The sequence below is a fragment of the Aestuariivirga sp. genome (assembly GCF_046294715.1).
Lineage (GTDB): Bacteria > Pseudomonadota > Alphaproteobacteria > Rhizobiales > Aestuariivirgaceae > Aestuariivirga.
Genome location: NZ_JBKBKI010000020.1, coordinates 18308 through 33405 on the forward strand (window position 1 = coordinate 18308; position 15098 = coordinate 33405).

At 65.8% G+C, this 15098-nt stretch carries 13 protein-coding genes and 1 tRNA gene; 7 read left to right on the forward strand and 7 right to left on the reverse strand.

Annotated features, from left to right (window positions below; translation table 11 throughout):
- Nucleotide 1 precedes the first annotated feature (1 nt).
- The 3 genes from ACK4HL_RS13680 to ACK4HL_RS13690 form a co-directional block, all read right to left on the reverse strand.
- The gene (locus ACK4HL_RS13680; RefSeq protein WP_409761229.1) at nt 2-1039 is read right to left on the reverse strand and encodes an ABC transporter permease; all 1038 of its coding nucleotides are present in this window, start codon (nt 1037-1039) and stop codon (nt 2-4) included.
- A 101-nt stretch (nt 1040-1140) separates the two neighbouring features.
- Nucleotides 1141-2781: an ABC transporter substrate-binding protein gene (locus ACK4HL_RS13685; protein WP_409761231.1), complete on the reverse strand. Its 1641-nt coding sequence runs from the start codon at nt 2779-2781 to the stop codon at nt 1141-1143.
- A 167-nt stretch (nt 2782-2948) separates the two neighbouring features.
- A complete protein-coding gene (locus tag ACK4HL_RS13690; RefSeq protein ID WP_409761233.1) occupies nt 2949-3896 on the reverse strand; it encodes an NAD(P)-dependent oxidoreductase in 948 nt (315 codons plus the stop codon).
- Nucleotides 3897-3992: 96 nt separating this feature from the next.
- Here ACK4HL_RS13690 and ACK4HL_RS13695 point away from each other — a divergent pair, with 96 nt between their 5' ends.
- On the forward strand, nt 3993-4853 hold the full coding sequence (locus ACK4HL_RS13695; RefSeq protein WP_409761235.1) for a LysR family transcriptional regulator: 861 nt from the start codon (nt 3993-3995) through the stop codon (nt 4851-4853).
- A gap of 60 nt (nt 4854-4913) precedes the next feature.
- On the opposite strand, the gene ACK4HL_RS13700 is transcribed toward ACK4HL_RS13695, so the two are convergent.
- From ACK4HL_RS13700 to ACK4HL_RS13710, 3 genes are read right to left on the reverse strand one after another with little or no spacing between them, the layout of a single operon-like run.
- On the reverse strand, nt 4914-5882 hold the full coding sequence (locus tag ACK4HL_RS13700) for a hydroxyacid dehydrogenase (RefSeq protein ID WP_409761237.1): 969 nt from the start codon (nt 5880-5882) through the stop codon (nt 4914-4916).
- A gap of 1 nt (nt 5883) precedes the next feature.
- Nucleotides 5884-6702 carry an HpcH/HpaI aldolase family protein gene (locus ACK4HL_RS13705; protein ID WP_409761239.1) on the reverse strand — a complete coding sequence of 273 codons (819 nt, stop codon included), beginning with the start codon at nt 6700-6702 and terminating at the stop codon, nt 5884-5886.
- 11 nt (nt 6703-6713) lie between these two features.
- Nucleotides 6714-8150, reverse strand: coding sequence for an NAD-dependent succinate-semialdehyde dehydrogenase (locus ACK4HL_RS13710; protein WP_409761241.1), 1437 nt, complete (start codon nt 8148-8150; stop codon nt 6714-6716).
- 100 nt (nt 8151-8250) lie between these two features.
- Between ACK4HL_RS13710 and ACK4HL_RS13715 the strand changes: the two genes are divergently transcribed.
- The 5 genes from ACK4HL_RS13715 (at nt 8251) to ACK4HL_RS13735 (ending at nt 14182) form a co-directional block, all read left to right on the forward strand.
- A complete protein-coding gene (locus ACK4HL_RS13715) occupies nt 8251-9216 on the forward strand; it encodes a MurR/RpiR family transcriptional regulator (protein ID WP_409761243.1) in 966 nt (321 codons plus the stop codon).
- A gap of 33 nt (nt 9217-9249) precedes the next feature.
- On the forward strand, nt 9250-11094 hold the full coding sequence (gene iolD, locus ACK4HL_RS13720) for a 3D-(3,5/4)-trihydroxycyclohexane-1,2-dione acylhydrolase (decyclizing) (protein ID WP_409761245.1): 1845 nt from the start codon (nt 9250-9252) through the stop codon (nt 11092-11094).
- Between the two features lie 4 nt (nt 11095-11098).
- Complete coding sequence (gene iolE, locus ACK4HL_RS13725) at nt 11099-11992, forward strand: myo-inosose-2 dehydratase (protein WP_409761247.1); 894 nt, start codon at nt 11099-11101, stop codon at nt 11990-11992.
- Nucleotides 11989-13113: a Gfo/Idh/MocA family protein gene (locus ACK4HL_RS13730; protein WP_409761249.1), complete on the forward strand. Its 1125-nt coding sequence runs from the start codon at nt 11989-11991 to the stop codon at nt 13111-13113. The genes iolE and ACK4HL_RS13730 overlap by 4 nt, the downstream gene beginning before the upstream one ends.
- A 91-nt stretch (nt 13114-13204) precedes the next feature.
- A complete protein-coding gene (locus ACK4HL_RS13735) occupies nt 13205-14182 on the forward strand; it encodes a L,D-transpeptidase family protein (RefSeq protein ID WP_409761251.1) in 978 nt (325 codons plus the stop codon).
- A 17-nt stretch (nt 14183-14199) separates the two neighbouring features.
- Here ACK4HL_RS13735 and msrA read toward each other — a convergent pair whose 3' ends face one another.
- Nucleotides 14200-14853: a peptide-methionine (S)-S-oxide reductase MsrA gene (msrA, locus tag ACK4HL_RS13740; protein ID WP_409761306.1), complete on the reverse strand. Its 654-nt coding sequence runs from the start codon at nt 14851-14853 to the stop codon at nt 14200-14202.
- A 107-nt stretch (nt 14854-14960) separates the two neighbouring features.
- On the opposite strand from msrA, the gene ACK4HL_RS13745 reads away from it, so the two are divergent.
- Nucleotides 14961-15050 (forward strand) — tRNA-Ser (locus ACK4HL_RS13745).
- Nucleotides 15051-15098: the final 48 nt, after the last annotated feature.

Below are 15098 nucleotides of genomic sequence, written 5' to 3' on the forward strand. Positions count from 1 at the left end.
CTCAGCTCATCCGGATTCTGGGGTTGAGCCAGGCATAGCCGATATCCGATATCAGCTGCGTGGCCAGCACCACCGCCACCGAGACGAGCCCGCAGGCGAGCAGCAGGTCGATGTCGTTGTTGGAGGCGGCCGAGATCAGCAGGAAGCCGAAGCCCTGGTAGCGGAAGATCGCCTCCACCACGACGACGCCCGAGAGCAGCCAGGGGAACTGCAGCATGATCACGGTGAAGGGCGCGATCAGCGCGTTCCGCAGCGCGTGTTTCATGACGACCTGGGCGAAGCTCAGGCCCTTGAGCCGCGCGGTGCGGATGTATTGCGAGGCCATCACCTCCGCCATCGAGGCCCTGGTCATGCGCGCGATGTAGCCCACGCCGTATATGGCGAGCGTCATCACGGGAAGGGAGAAATTGTAGAAGCTGATGCCTTCCGAGGTGGCGGTGGCCGCCGAGCCGTTCAGCACCTTGAGCCAGGTGGCGAAGACCACCGAGAAGATGATGCCCGAGACGTATTCGGGCGTGGCGGTGGAGGTGATGGAGAGCACCGAGAGGCCGCGGTCGAGCCGCGAGCCCTCCCGCATGCCGGCCAGCACGCCGATGACGAGGGCCGCGGGCACCATGGTGATCATCACCCAGAACATCAGCAGGCCGGTGGCCTTGAGGCCCTGCGGCAGGCGGTTCTCGACCTTGGTCTTGAAGGCGGTGGAGCAGCCGAAATTGCCCTGCAATATGCCGTTGTAGGCGGGCTCGGAGGGCTCGTCGCAGAAGCGGAAGCGCGGCACCAGCTCGCCGGTGTTGACGTCGATCACCGGCTGCTGCTTGACGACGCCGATCCAGCGCCCGTAGCGCACGAAGAAATTGTCGCGGTAGCCGTTGCGCGTCAGCCAGTTCTCGAGGTCTTCCGCGCTGGCGCGCTGCTGGGTGTTGAAGATCGCGAGCTTCTTCAGGTTCGGCTCGAGATTGACGAAGAAGAAAACCACCAGCGACAGGCAGAACATGGTCAGCGCCATGATGCCGAGCCGCCGCGCCAGAAATGTCAGCATTGAATACCCCGCCCCCTTGTATTCCGGAATTCAACGCTCCGCTTCTTGCGTCGGAGACGAAGAGGGCGGGGAAGCCTGCCGGCCTCCCCGCCCCATCTGCACTACTTGTCGAGCCAGACCTTCTCGAGGTGAAGCTCGAAGGTCGGGTGCATGTCGAAGCCCTTCACATAGGGCTTGGTGTGGCGGTAGAGCGAGCGCCAGAAGGGCTGGATGATGACGCCGTCGTCCTGCAGGATCTGCTCGATGTCCTTCATCAACTCGCGGCGCGAGTGGGCATCCGCGATGGCAAGCGCCGCGTTCAGCTTCTTGTCGAACTCGGGGTTCGAATAGGCCGTCTCGTTCCAGGCCTCGCCGGAGCGGTAGGCGAGCGCCAGCACCTGCACGCCGAGCGGGCGCATGTTCCACTCGGTGGTCGACCAGGGATACTTCGTCCAGTCGTTCCAGAAGGTCGAGCCCGGGATCACCGTGCGCTTGATCTTGAAGCCCGCCTCGCGGCACTGCTCGGCGATCACGTCGGCCGGGTTCTTCACATAGTCCTGCTCGTAGGAGAGGAGCTCGAACTCGGTGTCCATCTGCCCCGCCTCGGTCATCAGCGCCTTGGCCTTCTCGAGGTCGCGCGCGATCTTCGGCAGCTCGTAATATTCCGGGTGGATCGGGCAGACGTGGTGGTTCTCGCCCACCGTGCCGGCGTTGTTGTAGCCGAGCTGGAGCACGACCGCGTTGTCCACGGCGAGCTGCAGGGCGTTTCTTACCTTCTTGTCCTCGTAGGGCTTGTTGTTGATGTTGGTGCGGATGACGATGGTCGAGGCCGTCACCGCCTCCGACTTCACGAGGTCCATGCCGTCCAAGAGCGTCACGGTCTCGCCCGTCGTCTGGTAGTTGGCGTCGATCTCGCCCGCCTCCAGCGCGGCCACCGTGGCGTTCTGCTCCTCGCCGTAGTCGATGAACTCGATGCCGTCGAGATAGGCGTCGCCGCCCCACCAGGTGAAGTTCTCGCGGCGCTTCACCGCGGCGCGCGAGCCCACCTGATACTCGGTGATCTCGTAAGGCCCGGTGCCCGGCGTCTTCAGCATGTCGGGGTTCTTGTCGAAGTCGCGGTGCACGACGATCGCCGGATAGTCGCAGAAGCCCGGGATGATGGTGATGTCGGAGGCCGCGGTCTTGAGCTTCACCGTGTGGTCGTCCACCTTGGTGATGGCGCCCTCGGCGGCCTTGTTGGTCGCGGCATCGATCAGCGTGCCCACGCGGCCGGCCATCGAGTTGCCCTCGGCCGCCTTGTCGCACCAGCGGGTGAGGTTGTAGATCACGTCGTCTGCGGTGAAGTCGTCGCCGTTCGACCACTTCACGCCCTTCCGCAGGTTCAGCGTGTATTCGGTGGCGTCGTCGTTCACGTCCCAGCTCTCGACGAGCTGCCCGGTGAACGTGCCGTCGCGGTTGTAGCGCACCAGGTATTCATTGGCCTGGCGCGAGACGTTGGCCATTTCCGACCAGTCCCAGGTGCGCGGGTCCTTCATCTCCTTGATGAGCATCTGCATCTTGAGGACGCCGCCCCTCTTGCCTTCCTGGGCCCTGGCCGGCGTGTGGCTGAGGCCGATCATGCCATAGGCGGTGGCCGCCGAGGCGCCGAAGGCGCTGGCCAGCGCCAGGAATTCGCGGCGGCTGAAGCGCCCGGCCTTGGTCTCCTCGGCCAGCGGGCCGAAGACCTCCGGCATGGGCTTGCCGTTCTTCTTGAAAAACATCATCTAGGGTTCCTCCTCGTTTGTACCTTTGTCCGTTGGCCGGCACTTCCGGCCTGAATACCCGCGGGGGAGCCGCGGGCTTGGCGCTGAGCGACCTCTCCTGTGGCTTTCGCGAAGCCATTCTTGACTCGTCCTGAGAACTTCGCAAGGCCAAGTCGGGTGAACTGTCCTCACCGGGCGGTTTTTTTCGCAGGCCCGGAGGGGTGTTGGGCCTCCCAGGGCTTCTCCCAGTCCCCCGCCACCCGGAGGTCGGTCGCGGCATCCTCCTCGATCAGGCGGCAAACCGTCATTTCACCGGCCTTGGGCCCATAGCGCTCGCCCGCCTCCCGGAAGCGGGCATGGGCCGCCTCGGTCATTTCGCTGCGGGTGCCCGTCTCCTCCATCAGTTCCCGGATCAGCGCCAGGTCCTTCAGGCACAGCGCGATGGGGAAGGAGGGGTCATAGTGCCCGGCGAAGATCGAGGGCACGTCGTGGCGCATCACGAAGCTGTCGGCGGCCCCGCCCTTCATGGCGTTCCACCACACCAGCGGGTCGAGCCCCGCGAGCTTCGCCGTCACCATCGCCTCGCCGATCGCCGCCGCGTGGATCTTCCACAGCTGGTTGTTGACGAGCTTCGCCACGTAGCCGGTTCCGTAGCCCCCGACGTGGCGCAGCTCGCCCATCGCCTCGATCACCGGCCGCACGTGCTCGACCGCCGCGTCGTCGCCGCCCACGAACATCGGCATGTCGCCGCGGATCGCCGCATCCACCGAGCCCGTCACCGGCGCGTCCACCGCGTGCCCGCCCCTGGCCCCGAATTCTGCCGCGAGCTCCCGCATCAGCTTCGGGCTCGAGGTCGTCATGTCGATCCAGTATTTCCCCCGGCAGGAGGTGGAGAGAAAGCCCGATGGGCCGCGCACCACCTGTTCCACCTCCTTCGGCCCGAACACCATGCTGACGGCGACGTCGGCGCGGTCCAGCACCTCGGCGGGGCTCGCCGCTCCGGAAACGCCGGGGCCTGTCTGCTGAGCCACCGCCTCGGGCCTGATGTCGTAAACCACCATCTCGAAGCCCGCCCGCCTGACGTTCCGCGCCGCGTTCGCGCCCATGGTGCCGAGCCCGATGAATCCGACGATCATGCTGTCCTCCCCGATGAGAGATCCATGCTCGAGCCTGAAGGCGCGCGCCCCGCAAGCAAATTGTCCTTATGCCGCCCATAAGCTAGGCTGAAGCCCATGGACATCGAACTCCGGCTGCTGCGCAGCTTCGTGGCGATCTACGAGCTGGGCTCGCTCTCCCGCGCGGCGGAAAAGCTCCGCTGCACCCAGGCCGCCATGAGCATGCGCCTCAAGCTCGTCGAGACCGAGCTCGGCGAGGCGCTGTTCCGCCGCCTGCCGCAGGGCCTCGAGCCCACCACGCGCGCCGCCGAGTTCTACGCCCGCGCGCTGGGCGTTCTCGCCGCCTATGACGAGATGATCTCCGCCACCCGCAGCGGCAAGCCCCGCCAGCGCCTCCGCCTCGGCGTGCCGGATGATTACGCGCTGGGCATCCTGCCCCGCGCGCTCTCCCGGCTGGGGCCGGACAGCGGCCAGGAAATCGAGATCGTCTGCGACCTGAGCGCCAGCCTCGCCGCCAGGCTCCAGCAGAAGCAGCTCGATCTCGCCCTCCTCACGCTGGCGGCGCGGCCGGCCGCCGCGCTCTTCGAGGCCGAGCTCGCGCTTTGCTGGGTGCGCCGTCCCGGCTTTGCGCCGCAGCCAGGCGCTCCCCTGCCGCTCGCCGCCTATCCCGAGGGCTGCGTCTTCCGCCGGGCGATGACCGCGGCCCTCGATGGCGCCCGCCGGTCCTGGTTCATCCAGGCCCAGAGCCGCACCCATGCCGGCGTCGTGGCGGCGGTGCGCTCGGGCCTCGCCGTCACCTCCATGGCCAGGGGCACCGCCCCCGCCGGCCTCGAGGAGGCCGCCGCCGGAGAGTCCCTGCCGCCGCTCCCGGACGTGCCGGTCTACCTCCTGGGCGATCCGCGTGCGCGCCTGGCACAGCTCCTCCAGGACGAACTCGCCGGGCTGGCCGGGCCGGGGAACTGGAGGCGCTCCGCATGAGCACGGCGCTGCGCAACAGGAGACAACGTTTTTGACAACATTTCGCAACGAAAATGCATGTCAGGCGTAACCGATCGCCGTTGCGTTGACGACGAGTGCCGCGTCGAGTTTCCCCGCGAAATGGTCGAGCACGTTCTGCACGGAGGCCACCGCCATCCGCGCCGCGCACTCCCCCGTCAGCCCCGCGGCGTGCGGGCTGAGCAGCACCCGCGGGTTGGACAGCAGCGGGTGGTCCGGGGCAGGGGGCTCCCGCTCCAGCACGTCGAGCCCGGCGCCGAACAGCCGCCCCTCGCGCAAAGCCTTGTCTAAAGCGATTTCATCGACCAGTCCGCCACGTGCCGCGTTGACCAGAACGGCCGTCGGCTTCATCAGCGCCAGCTCCTTCTCCCCGATCAGCGCGCCCTCGGCCGAGCCCGGCATGTGCAGCGAAACGTAATCCGCCGCGGCGAGGGCGGCGCGAAGCTCCGCCACCGGCTTCACCCCGTGCTTCGCCATCACCTCCGGCTTGACGAACGGGTCATGCGCCGAAACCGCCATGCCGAAGGCCTGGGCAAGCTCCGCCACGCGACGTCCGATCCGCCCGAAACCAAGCAATAACAGGCACTTGCCGTCAAGCTCCACGGTCTCGAAGCGGTTCCTCACATTCCAGTCGCCATGCCGCGCGGCGGCATCGTGCCGGGCAACCTGGCGCGCCACGCCCAGCATCAGCATCAGCGTGTGCTCGGCCACCGCGCGGGAGTTGACGTCGCCCACGATGCAGAGCGGAATTCCTCGTTCGTTCAATGCCTTGACGTCCACCGCGTCATAGCCTACGCCATGCCGCGAAACGATGGCGAGGCGCGGCGCGGCGGCAACCGCCTCCGCCGTCAGCGGTTGGGTTCGGAGGATCACCGCATCGGCCTCGGGCAGGTGCGGCAGATAGGACTCGATGGACACCTCCTCGACCAGCGTGAAGCTCACGCCTTGCGCCTGCTTCAGCCGTTCGAGCCCTGCCGGATGCAGCTTTCCGGCCACAAGAACATGAGGCATTTCAATAACTTGCGTTCTTTGGCGGAGCTGCGTCCGCCACCTGTTCGCCGATCAGCTTTCGCGCCTGGTCGATGCTCGCCCTGGCCGCCCCGGCGAGGAGGCGCACGTCGTTCAGCAGCGTCACCAGGTCGAAGCCCCAGCCGATCGCCCTCGCCGCATAGGCCGAGCTGCCGCAATGCAGGCAGGCCTTGATCCCCGCCTCGTGCGCCCGCGCCAGGACGGTCTTTATCGCCTCCACGATCTCCGGCTCCTCCCGGTCGAAGCCCGTCGGATACTTGCGCCCGGCGAGGCCCAGCGTCAGGTCGGCAGGCCCGATATAGACGCCGTCAAGCCCCGGTGTTTCCACGATTTCTCGCAGGTTCTTCATGCCGTCCGCCGTCTCGATCATGGCGAGGCAGAGCACGTCCTCGTCAGCCCACTTTCCATAATCCCCGCCATGCGCGAAGACCGCGCGGGTCGGCCCCATGCTGCGCTGGCCGTGGGGCGGGTAGCGCATGCAGGAGACGAGGAATTCGGCCTCTTCCCGCGTATTGATCATCGGGCAGATGATGCCGAGCGCGCCCGCGTCCAGCGCCTTCATGATGTCGCCCGCCGCAAGCCACGGCACGCGCACCATGGGCGTCACGGGGGAAGCCTTCACCGCCTGCAGCATGGGGGCGAGCGCGTCATAGCCGAGGAAACCGTGCTGCTGGTCGATCGTCACCGCGTCATAGCCCTGGCCCGACATGATCTCGGCGGTGAAGGTGCTGCCGATGGAAAGCCAGCCGTTGAGCACCGGCTTGCGCTCTGCCCACAGCCGCCGGACATTGTTCTGTGCCATTGCCGCCTCCCTCACACCGCAACTTGCGTCAGCTTCACGTTCATGTAGTCGAGAATGCCTTCCGCGCCGCCTTCGCGGCCCATGCCGCTGGCCTTGATGCCGCCGAAGGGCGCCTCCGCCGCGGCGAGCGCGTAGGAATTCACACCCACCATGCCCGCCTCGAGCCGCTGCGCCGCCTCGCGCATGCGGGCCGGCTCGCGTGTGAAGACGTAAGCAGCGAGCCCGTGCTCGCTGGTATTGGCCCGCGCATAGGCCTCTTCCGCGCTGTCGAAAGGGGAGATGGCGGCGATCGGCCCGAAATTCTCCTCCGCCACGGCCAACGCGTCGTCGGGAAGGCCGGTGATCACGGTCGGTTCGAAGAAGAAGCCCTTGTTCTGCCCGGCAGGCCTGCCGCCGCCGGTCTCGATCCTGCCGCCCCGCCCCTTCGCATCGGCCACGATCCTTTCCATCGCGTCCACGCGGCGCTGGTTGATGAGCGGCCCCATTTGGGTGGACTCCTCCAGCCCGTGTCCCAGCTTCAGCGCCCGGGCCCGTGCCGTGAAGCCCTCGACGAAGGGTTTCACGAGCCTTTCATGCACATAGAAGCGGTCCGCCGTGACGCAGACCTGGCCCGCATTGGCGAACTTCACGGGCACTGAAAGATCGAGCACCTGCTCGACGTCGGCATCGTCGAACACGATCACCGGCGCGTTGCCGCCGAGCTCCATCGAGACGCGCTTCAGCGTCGCGGCGGAATCTCGGATCATCTGCTGGCCGATCGCCGTCGAACCCGTGAGCGAGATCTTGCGCACCGCGGGAGAGGCCATGATCGGATCGTAGGTGGTTGCAGTGGGGCCGATCACCAGATTGACCACGCCCGCCGGAACGCCAGCCTGCTTCACGCAGTCCATGAGCAGCATGGCCGTGCCCGGCACCTCGCGCGACGGCCGCACGATGATCGAGCAGCCCGCGGCCAGGGCAGGGGCCACCTTGCGGGCGATCAGGAAGGCCGGGAAATTCCAGGCGGTGAAGGCAGCGGCAATGCCGACGGGCTCGTGCGAGATCTCGACGCGGCCTCCCGGTGCCCGGCTCTCGATGATGCGGCCATAGATGCGGCGGGCCTCCTCGGCATACCAGCGGAACTGATCGGTGGAGAGCCCCCATTCGCGCTTCGCCTGGGCGAGCGGTTTGCCCGTCTCCAGCGTGATCCGCCGCGCCGCCTCCTCGGCACGGGAGACCATCCGGTCTGCAACGCGATGCAACAGGTCGGCGCGCATCCAGGCTTGCGTGCCGCGCCACAGCTTCTGGCCTTTCGCGGCGCAATCGATCGCTTCCTCCACCTCTTCGGCGGAAGCCGCCGGAGCGGTGCCCATGACCTCGCCCGTCGCCGGATCGCTCACCGCGATCTCGCCCGCGCCTCCCTTGCGCCGCCATTCACCGCCGATCAGCAGGCCGTAGGACTCATACATGCGATGCCCATCCGTTTCTGCAACAGTCGTTGCGGCATCCTGATTGGGGCAATGAATTTTTCTTGTCAAGGCTCGGGCGGCGCTCTAATCCGGTGTCGCGATGCCCGAGAGCAAGACAGCCAAGGCGATGCCCCGCAGTTACGAGGGCGTGGTGAACCTCATCACGCGCGGCTATGCCACGCTCTCGCCCGGCTCACAGCAGATCGCGCGGTTCTTCACGCAGAACCCCAACGTCATCGCGCTCGAGTCGATCAACGCCATCGCCGAGAAATGCGGAGTCCACCCTTCGAGTCTCGTGCGCTTCGCGCAAGGCCTGGGCTACGCCGGCTTCAAGGACCTGCAGGCTGTATTCCAGACCCGCCTCGCCACGGCCGCACCCGGCTTCCGGGAGCGCATCAGCGCCCTTGAGGAGGAACTCTCGCGCAAGGGCGGGCAGGGCAACATGGGCCACCTGCGAGATCTCGTGGTGCGCGACATCGCCTCGTTGCAGGGCCTGCTCGACACGGTGACAGAAGAGGCGCTGGCCGCCGCCGCGAAGCTTCTCACTGCGGCCGATACCGTTTACATCGCCGGACAGCTCCGCTCGGAGCCGCTGGCGGGCCTGCTCCGCTATCTCCTCACCATGCTGCACCGCCGTGTCGTGTTGCTCGATCCCGCGGGCGGGCTCGCGCCCGAGATGGCGCAGACCATGACCAGCCGCGATGTGCTCGTCGCAATCGCCTTCCGTCACTATGCGAAGGAGGTGGTGGCCATCTCCGATGCCGCCCAGGCGCCGGTCATCGCCATCACCGATGGGCCGCTCTCGCCCCTGGCCAAGAACGCGCGCGTGCTGTTCACCGTGCCGGAAGACGAGTATTCCTTCTCGCGTTCACTCGCCGCGCCCATGTGCCTGGTCCAGTGCCTCGCCACCGCGACTGCGGCCCTGCTGCAGCCGGGCAAGGACCGCGTGCCGCGCATCCCCAGCGTTACGGAAATCGCGCGCGACCGGAAGGCGCGACTGCCGCGCACCGAAAGGCAAAGCGGTGGAAAATGGAAATTGCATTCCACTGATCAACGAAATAGATAAACCGTTCCAGGCCTCATGAATGGGAGACACCGCATGTCCACTGTCCGCTTGACCATGGCGCAGGCGCTCGTGCGCTACCTGTGCAACCAGTTCACCATCATCGACGGCAAGAAGGAGCCGCTCTTCGCAGGGCTATTCGGCATCTTCGGCCATGGCAACGTGACGTGCCTCTCGGAGGCGCTCGAGGCGGTGCAGGACAAGCTGCCGACGTGGCGCGGGCAGAACGAGCAATCCATGGCTTTGGCCGCGGTGGGCTATGCCAAGGCGATGCGGCGGCGGCAAATCATGGTGGCGCTCTCCTCGATCGGACCTGGCGCCCTCAACATGGTGACGGCGGCGGGCTGTGCCCACTCCAACCGGCTCCCCATCCTCATCCTGGCGGGCGACGTCTTCGCCAACCGCCGGCCTGATCCGGTGCTGCAGCAGGTCGAGCACTTCCACAACCCGACGACATCGGTGAACGACGCCTTCAAAGCCGTGACACGCTACTGGGACCGCATCACGCACCCGGAGCAGATCATCTCCTCGCTCCCGCAGGCGGTGGCCTGCATGCTTGACCCGGGCGATTGCGGCCCCGCCTTCCTCGGCCTCTGCCAGGACACGCAGGAACTCGCCTTCGACTATCCCGAAGCTTTCTTCGCACCGACGGTGCACACCATCCCGCGTCCCCGGCCCGACCGCAACCGCGTGGCGCAGGCGGTCGAGCTCATCAGGTCCGCCAAGCGCCCGCTCATCATCTCGGGCGGCGGCGTGCGTTATTCCGATGCCAACCGCGAAGTCGCCGATTTCGCGCTGAAGCACGGCATCCCGCTGGCTGAGACGATTGCGGGGAAGGGTGCGGTCACCCATGACCACCCGGCGCACGTCGGCCCCATCGGTGTCGTCGGCTCCACCTCGGCCAACGAGATGGCGGGTGCGGCGGATGTCATCATCGCCATCGGCACCAGGCTGCAGGACTTCACGACCGGCTCCTGGACGGTGTTCAGCCATGACGCGAAATTCGTTTCGATCAACGCTGCCCGCTACGATGCGGTGAAGCACCGCGCGCTGTCCGTCGTCGGCGATGCGAGGGAGACCGTAACGGAGCTCGAAGCCGCGCTCGGCGACTGGAAGGCCGATGCGGCCTGGACGGCGCGGGGCAGGACCGCCTTCAAGAGCTGGAACGAACTGCTGGACCAGCACCAGAAGGCCACCAACGCAGCGGTGCCGACCTATGCGCAGGTGGTGGGCGTGGTGAACCAGTGGGCGGCACCCAACGACACGATGGTGACGGCGGCCGGCGGCCTTCCCGGCGAGACCGCCAAGGGCTGGCGGGTCAAGAGCCCCAACACCTATGACCTCGAATTCGGCTTCTCCGCCATGGGCTACGAGATCGCCGGCGGCTGGGGACATGCCATGGCAAAGAAGGGCGATGGCGAGACCATCGTGATGGTTGGCGACGGCTCCTACCTGATGATGAACTCCGACATCTATTCGACGGTGCTGACCGGCCACAAGATGATCGTCGTGGTCTGCGACAATGGTGGCTACGCAGTTATCAACCGTTTGCAGAACTTCAAGGGCACGCCCTCCTTCAACAACCTCATCAAGGACAGCCGCGTGAAGCAGGCCTTCGCGGTCGATTTCGCCAAGCATGCCGAGTCGATGGGAGCGTCGACCCGTCACTGCGAGAGCCTGGCCGATCTCGATGCTGCCCTCCAATGGGCCCGGACCACGGACCGCACCACAGTGATCTCCATCGTCACCGACGCATTCGCCTGGGTGCCGGGCGACGCCGATTGGGACGTGGGCGTTCCGGAAGTCTCCGACCGACCGGAAGTTCAGGAGGCGCGCGCCCACCACGACACGATCCGCAAGAAGCAACGCATTGGAGTCTGAGACGATGAAAGCAAAGCTGGGCATGTCGCCCATCGCCTGGTGGAACGACGACCTGCCGGAGCTCTCCGATGACGTGTCGCTCGAGGAATGCCTCAGGCAGTCGCGCTCGGCGGGCTTCACCGGCATGGAGAAAGGGCGCCGCTTTCCGGAATCGGCTGCGGAGATGCTGCCGATCCTCAGGAAGGCGGATGTAACCCTTTGCGGCGGCTGGTTCTCCGGCACCCTCGTGGACGAATCCATTGCGGCAAACCAGCAGCGCATCCAGCCGATGATCGACCTGTTCAAGGCCGTGAACGCACCTTGCATCGTCTATGGCGAGGTCGGCCGCTCGATCCAGGGCGACCGCTCGAAGCCGCTCGCCACCAAGCCGAAGCTCTCGGAAGCCGAGATGAAGGCCTATGGCGCGAAAATGTCCGAGTTCGCGAGATGGGTCGAGGCCCAGGGCATGCCGCTCGTCTACCACCACCATATGGCGGCAGTGGTCGAGACCGAACCCGAGCTCGATTTGTTCATGGCCAACTCGACGATTTCGCTGCTGTTCGATGCCGGCCACATGGCCTTCGCCGGCGGCGATGTGCTCCGCTGCATCGACAAGCATCACGCCCGCATCCGGCACGTTCACACGAAGGATGTGCGCATGGACGTGATCAGGGAGCTCGACCGCACCAAGGAGAGTTTCCTCGACGCGGTGATCAAGGGCGCCTTCACCGTGCCGGGCGACGGCTCGCTCGATTTCGAGGCGATCGTGAAGAAGCTCGCCTCCTATGGCTATGAGGGCTGGTTCGTGGTCGAGGCCGAGCAGGATCCGAAGAAGGCGCCGCCTCTCAGGATGGCGCAAACTGGCCACAGGGAACTGATGCGCGTGATGGCGGCCGCGGGCTACGAGGTGGTGGCGTGACGAAGGAACTCGGCATCGGCATCATCGGCACGGGCTTCATGGGCAAGGCGCACGCCTTCGCCTATCGCGCCGCACTCGCCGCCTTCCCCGAAATCCCCCCACCGCGGCTGGAGATGATCGCCGACGTGGATGCCGATGCGGCGGCCAAGGCAGCGCGCCAGTTCGGCTTTCTGCGCTCCACGGGCAACTGGCGCGAGCTGGTGCAGGACCCGCGTATCGACGTTGTCTCGATCACCACACCGAACACGCTCCACAAGGAAATGGCACTCGCCGCCATCGCCGCGGGAAAGCACGTCCACTGCGAAAAGCCGCTCTCGCCCTCACTCGCCGATTCCGTGGAAATGGTCGGGGCGGCGGAGAAGGCCGGGGTCACCACCCAGGTCGGTTTCAACTATATCAAGAACCCGCTCTTGAAGCTCGCCCGGGACATGATCGCCGCGGGCGAGCTTGGCGAGATCACTGGCTTTCGCGGCATTCACGCCGAAGACTACATGCATGATCCGGAAACCCCTTACACCTGGCGGATCGACCCTGTCGGCGGTCCGGGGGTGATCGCCGATCTCGGCTCCCATATCATCGGCATGGCGCGCTTCCTGCTCGGACCCATCGCCGAGGTGAGTGCGGATGTGCGCACCATCGTGAAGTCCAGGCCGGTCGCGCGTGGAGCGAGCGAGCGGCGGGACGTGATGGTGGATGACGTGGCGCGCCTGCTGGTCCAGTTCGGCCGCGGCTGCGGCGGCACCATCGAGGCGAACTGGGTCGCCACGGGCCGCAAGATGCAGCTCGGCTTCGAACTGACCGGCGAAAGGGGCTCCCTGGTCTTTTCCCAGGAGCGGCTGAACGAACTCATGTTCTACAAGGCGGGCGGCCCGGCCGGCACTTCAGGGTATGTGCGGATCGAAGCCGGGCCGCAGCATGCCCCCTATGGCCAGTTCTGCGTGGCGGGAGGCCACCAGCTCGGCTTCAACGACCTCAAGACCATCGAGATGGGCGAGTTCCTCGGCGCCATCGGCGCGGGGAGGAAGGCCACCCCGGACTTCCGGGAAGCCTATGAGATCCAGAAGGTGGTGGAGGCGGCGATTGCCTCCTCCCGGACGAGGAACTGGGTGAAGGTCGGCTGATCTCCTGGTTTTCCACGGGGTTCTGATCTGGAACCGGACGGGCGGCGGCCCGTTCCGGTCCAAACCCGTCGAAATCTCCATGAGTTCCGCCATGCCCGCCATTCTCTTTCTCGCCCTGATGATCGTCATGCTCCTGCCGCAGGGGGCGCTCGCCGCGGAACTCTCCCCAGACGCGGTGGAGAACGCCCAGAGCTTCGAGCAGGGCGAGGCCAATACCATTGACCCGGCGATGATCCGTCTCCAGGTTCTCCTTGACCGTTCGCGCTTCTCGCCCGGCGTCATCGACGGGCTGGCGGGTGAGAACGTTTCCAAGGCGATCTCCGCCTATGAGCAGGCCAATGGGCTCGAAGCGGACGGCAAGCCGGACGAGAAATTGCTTGCCCAGCTTGCCGGTGAAGGTGGCGAGCCGGTGCTCACCCGATACACGATCAAGGAAGAGGACGTGAGCGGCCCCTTCCTGGACTCCGTTCCGGAGAAACTGGAAGACATGGCGAAGCTCGACGCCCTCTCCTATACCTCGCCACGCGAACTCCTTGCGGAAAAGTTCCACATGGACGAGGACCTGCTGGAGGCGCTGAACCCAGGGGCCGATTTCTCCAAGGCCGGCACCGAAATCACCGTCGCCAGGGTGAGCAGCCGGGAGGAGAAGGAAACCGTCACCCGCATCGACGTCGACAAGTCCCTGGGTGGGCTCTTTGCCTATGACGACCAGGACGAGCTCGTCGCCTTCTATCCCGCCACCATCGGCAGCAGCGACATGCCGAGTCCCACAGGAACGCACGAGGTGCGCACCATCGCCCCGGAACCCACATACTACTACGATCCCAAGAAGCTGAACTTCAGCGGGGTAAAGGCCGATGGACTGCTTGAAATCGCGGCCGGACCCAACAATCCGGTAGGCACGGTATGGATCGATCTGACCGAGCCCACCTATGGCATTCACGGCACGCCGGAGCCCTCCCTCATCGCCAAGACGCAGTCGCATGGCTGCGTGCGGCTGACCAATTGGGATGCAGAAGAACTCTCGAAGATGGTGAAGAAGGGCACGTCCGTCGCCTTCAAGGACTGACGGACGCTTTCCTGCTCTCAGGCGGCGACGCCGGCGCCGATCGGGCACGCGACGCCGGTGCCCCCCAGGCCACAATAGCCGTTGGGGTTCCTGGCGAGATATTGCTGGTGATAGGCTTCGGCGAAATAGAAGGGTCCGGCTTCGGCGATTTCGGTGGTAATGGGGCCAAAGCCCGCGCCCTTCAGCGCCGCATCGTAGGCATGCTTCGCCGCTTGCGCGGCCTCGCGCTGGGCCGGCGTTGTCCAATAGATGGCGGAACGATATTGCGTACCAACGTCATTGCCCTGGCGCATGCCCTGGGTGGGGTCATGAGACTCAAAGAACACCTTCAGGAGAGCCTCGTAGGGGACTTTCGAGGGATCATACACCACCAGCACGGACTCGGCATGCCCGGTCAGTCCGCTGCAAACCTCTTCATAGGTCGGGTGTGGCGTGAACCCGCCGGCATTGCCGACTGCCGTGACCCATACTCCCGGTACCTGCCAGAACTTGCGCTCAGCCCCCCAATAGCAACCAAGCGCGAAGATGGCCACCTCGTGTCCCGCCGGATAGGGGCCCTGGAGCGGGTTGCCGCTGAGGAGATGACGCTCGGCAGAGGGAACCGGTGTCGAGCGCCCAGGAAGCGCCTCTTCGGGCGAAATCATGCGGGTTTTCTGGCGGGTGAAGAACATGGCGGAAATCCCTTCGCTGATGCGGGAGATATAGGAGCACAATCTTTCCGCCGCCACTCAACAATGCTTGATTTAGCGGTTCCGCTGGCTATATTCCGCCCGGCTTTGGAAGGGTGGCCGAGTGGTTTAAGGCGCACGCCTGGAACGCGTGTTTACGTGAAAGCGTAACGAGGGTTCGAATCCCTCCTCTTCCGCCATTCATCTCTTCCGCCATTCATCGTCCCAACCCCCTGATCCGTAACGAC

Bases quoted from the DNA above. Each gene is read 5' to 3' on its own strand.
- ACK4HL_RS13680 (WP_409761229.1), bottom strand. From the start codon at position 1,039: ATGCTGACATTTCTGGCGCGGCGGCTCGGCATCATGGCGCTGACCATG.
- ACK4HL_RS13705 (WP_409761239.1), bottom strand. From the start codon at position 6,702: ATGGCACAGAACAATGTCCGGCGGCTGTGGGCAGAGCGCAAGCCGGTG.
- ACK4HL_RS13685 (WP_409761231.1), bottom strand. From the start codon at position 2,781: ATGATGTTTTTCAAGAAGAACGGCAAGCCCATGCCGGAGGTCTTCGGC.
- iolE (WP_409761247.1), top strand. From the start codon at position 11,099: ATGAAAGCAAAGCTGGGCATGTCGCCCATCGCCTGGTGGAACGACGAC.
- ACK4HL_RS13735 (WP_409761251.1), top strand. From the start codon at position 13,205: ATGCCCGCCATTCTCTTTCTCGCCCTGATGATCGTCATGCTCCTGCCG.
- ACK4HL_RS13695 (WP_409761235.1), top strand. From the start codon at position 3,993: ATGGACATCGAACTCCGGCTGCTGCGCAGCTTCGTGGCGATCTACGAG.
- iolD (WP_409761245.1), top strand. From the start codon at position 9,250: ATGTCCACTGTCCGCTTGACCATGGCGCAGGCGCTCGTGCGCTACCTG.
- ACK4HL_RS13710 (WP_409761241.1), bottom strand. From the start codon at position 8,150: ATGTATGAGTCCTACGGCCTGCTGATCGGCGGTGAATGGCGGCGCAAG.
- ACK4HL_RS13690 (WP_409761233.1), bottom strand. From the start codon at position 3,896: ATGATCGTCGGATTCATCGGGCTCGGCACCATGGGCGCGAACGCGGCG.
- msrA (WP_409761306.1), bottom strand. From the start codon at position 14,853: ATGTTCTTCACCCGCCAGAAAACCCGCATGATTTCGCCCGAAGAGGCG.
- ACK4HL_RS13715 (WP_409761243.1), top strand. From the start codon at position 8,251: ATGCCCGAGAGCAAGACAGCCAAGGCGATGCCCCGCAGTTACGAGGGC.
- ACK4HL_RS13700 (WP_409761237.1), bottom strand. From the start codon at position 5,882: ATGCCTCATGTTCTTGTGGCCGGAAAGCTGCATCCGGCAGGGCTCGAA.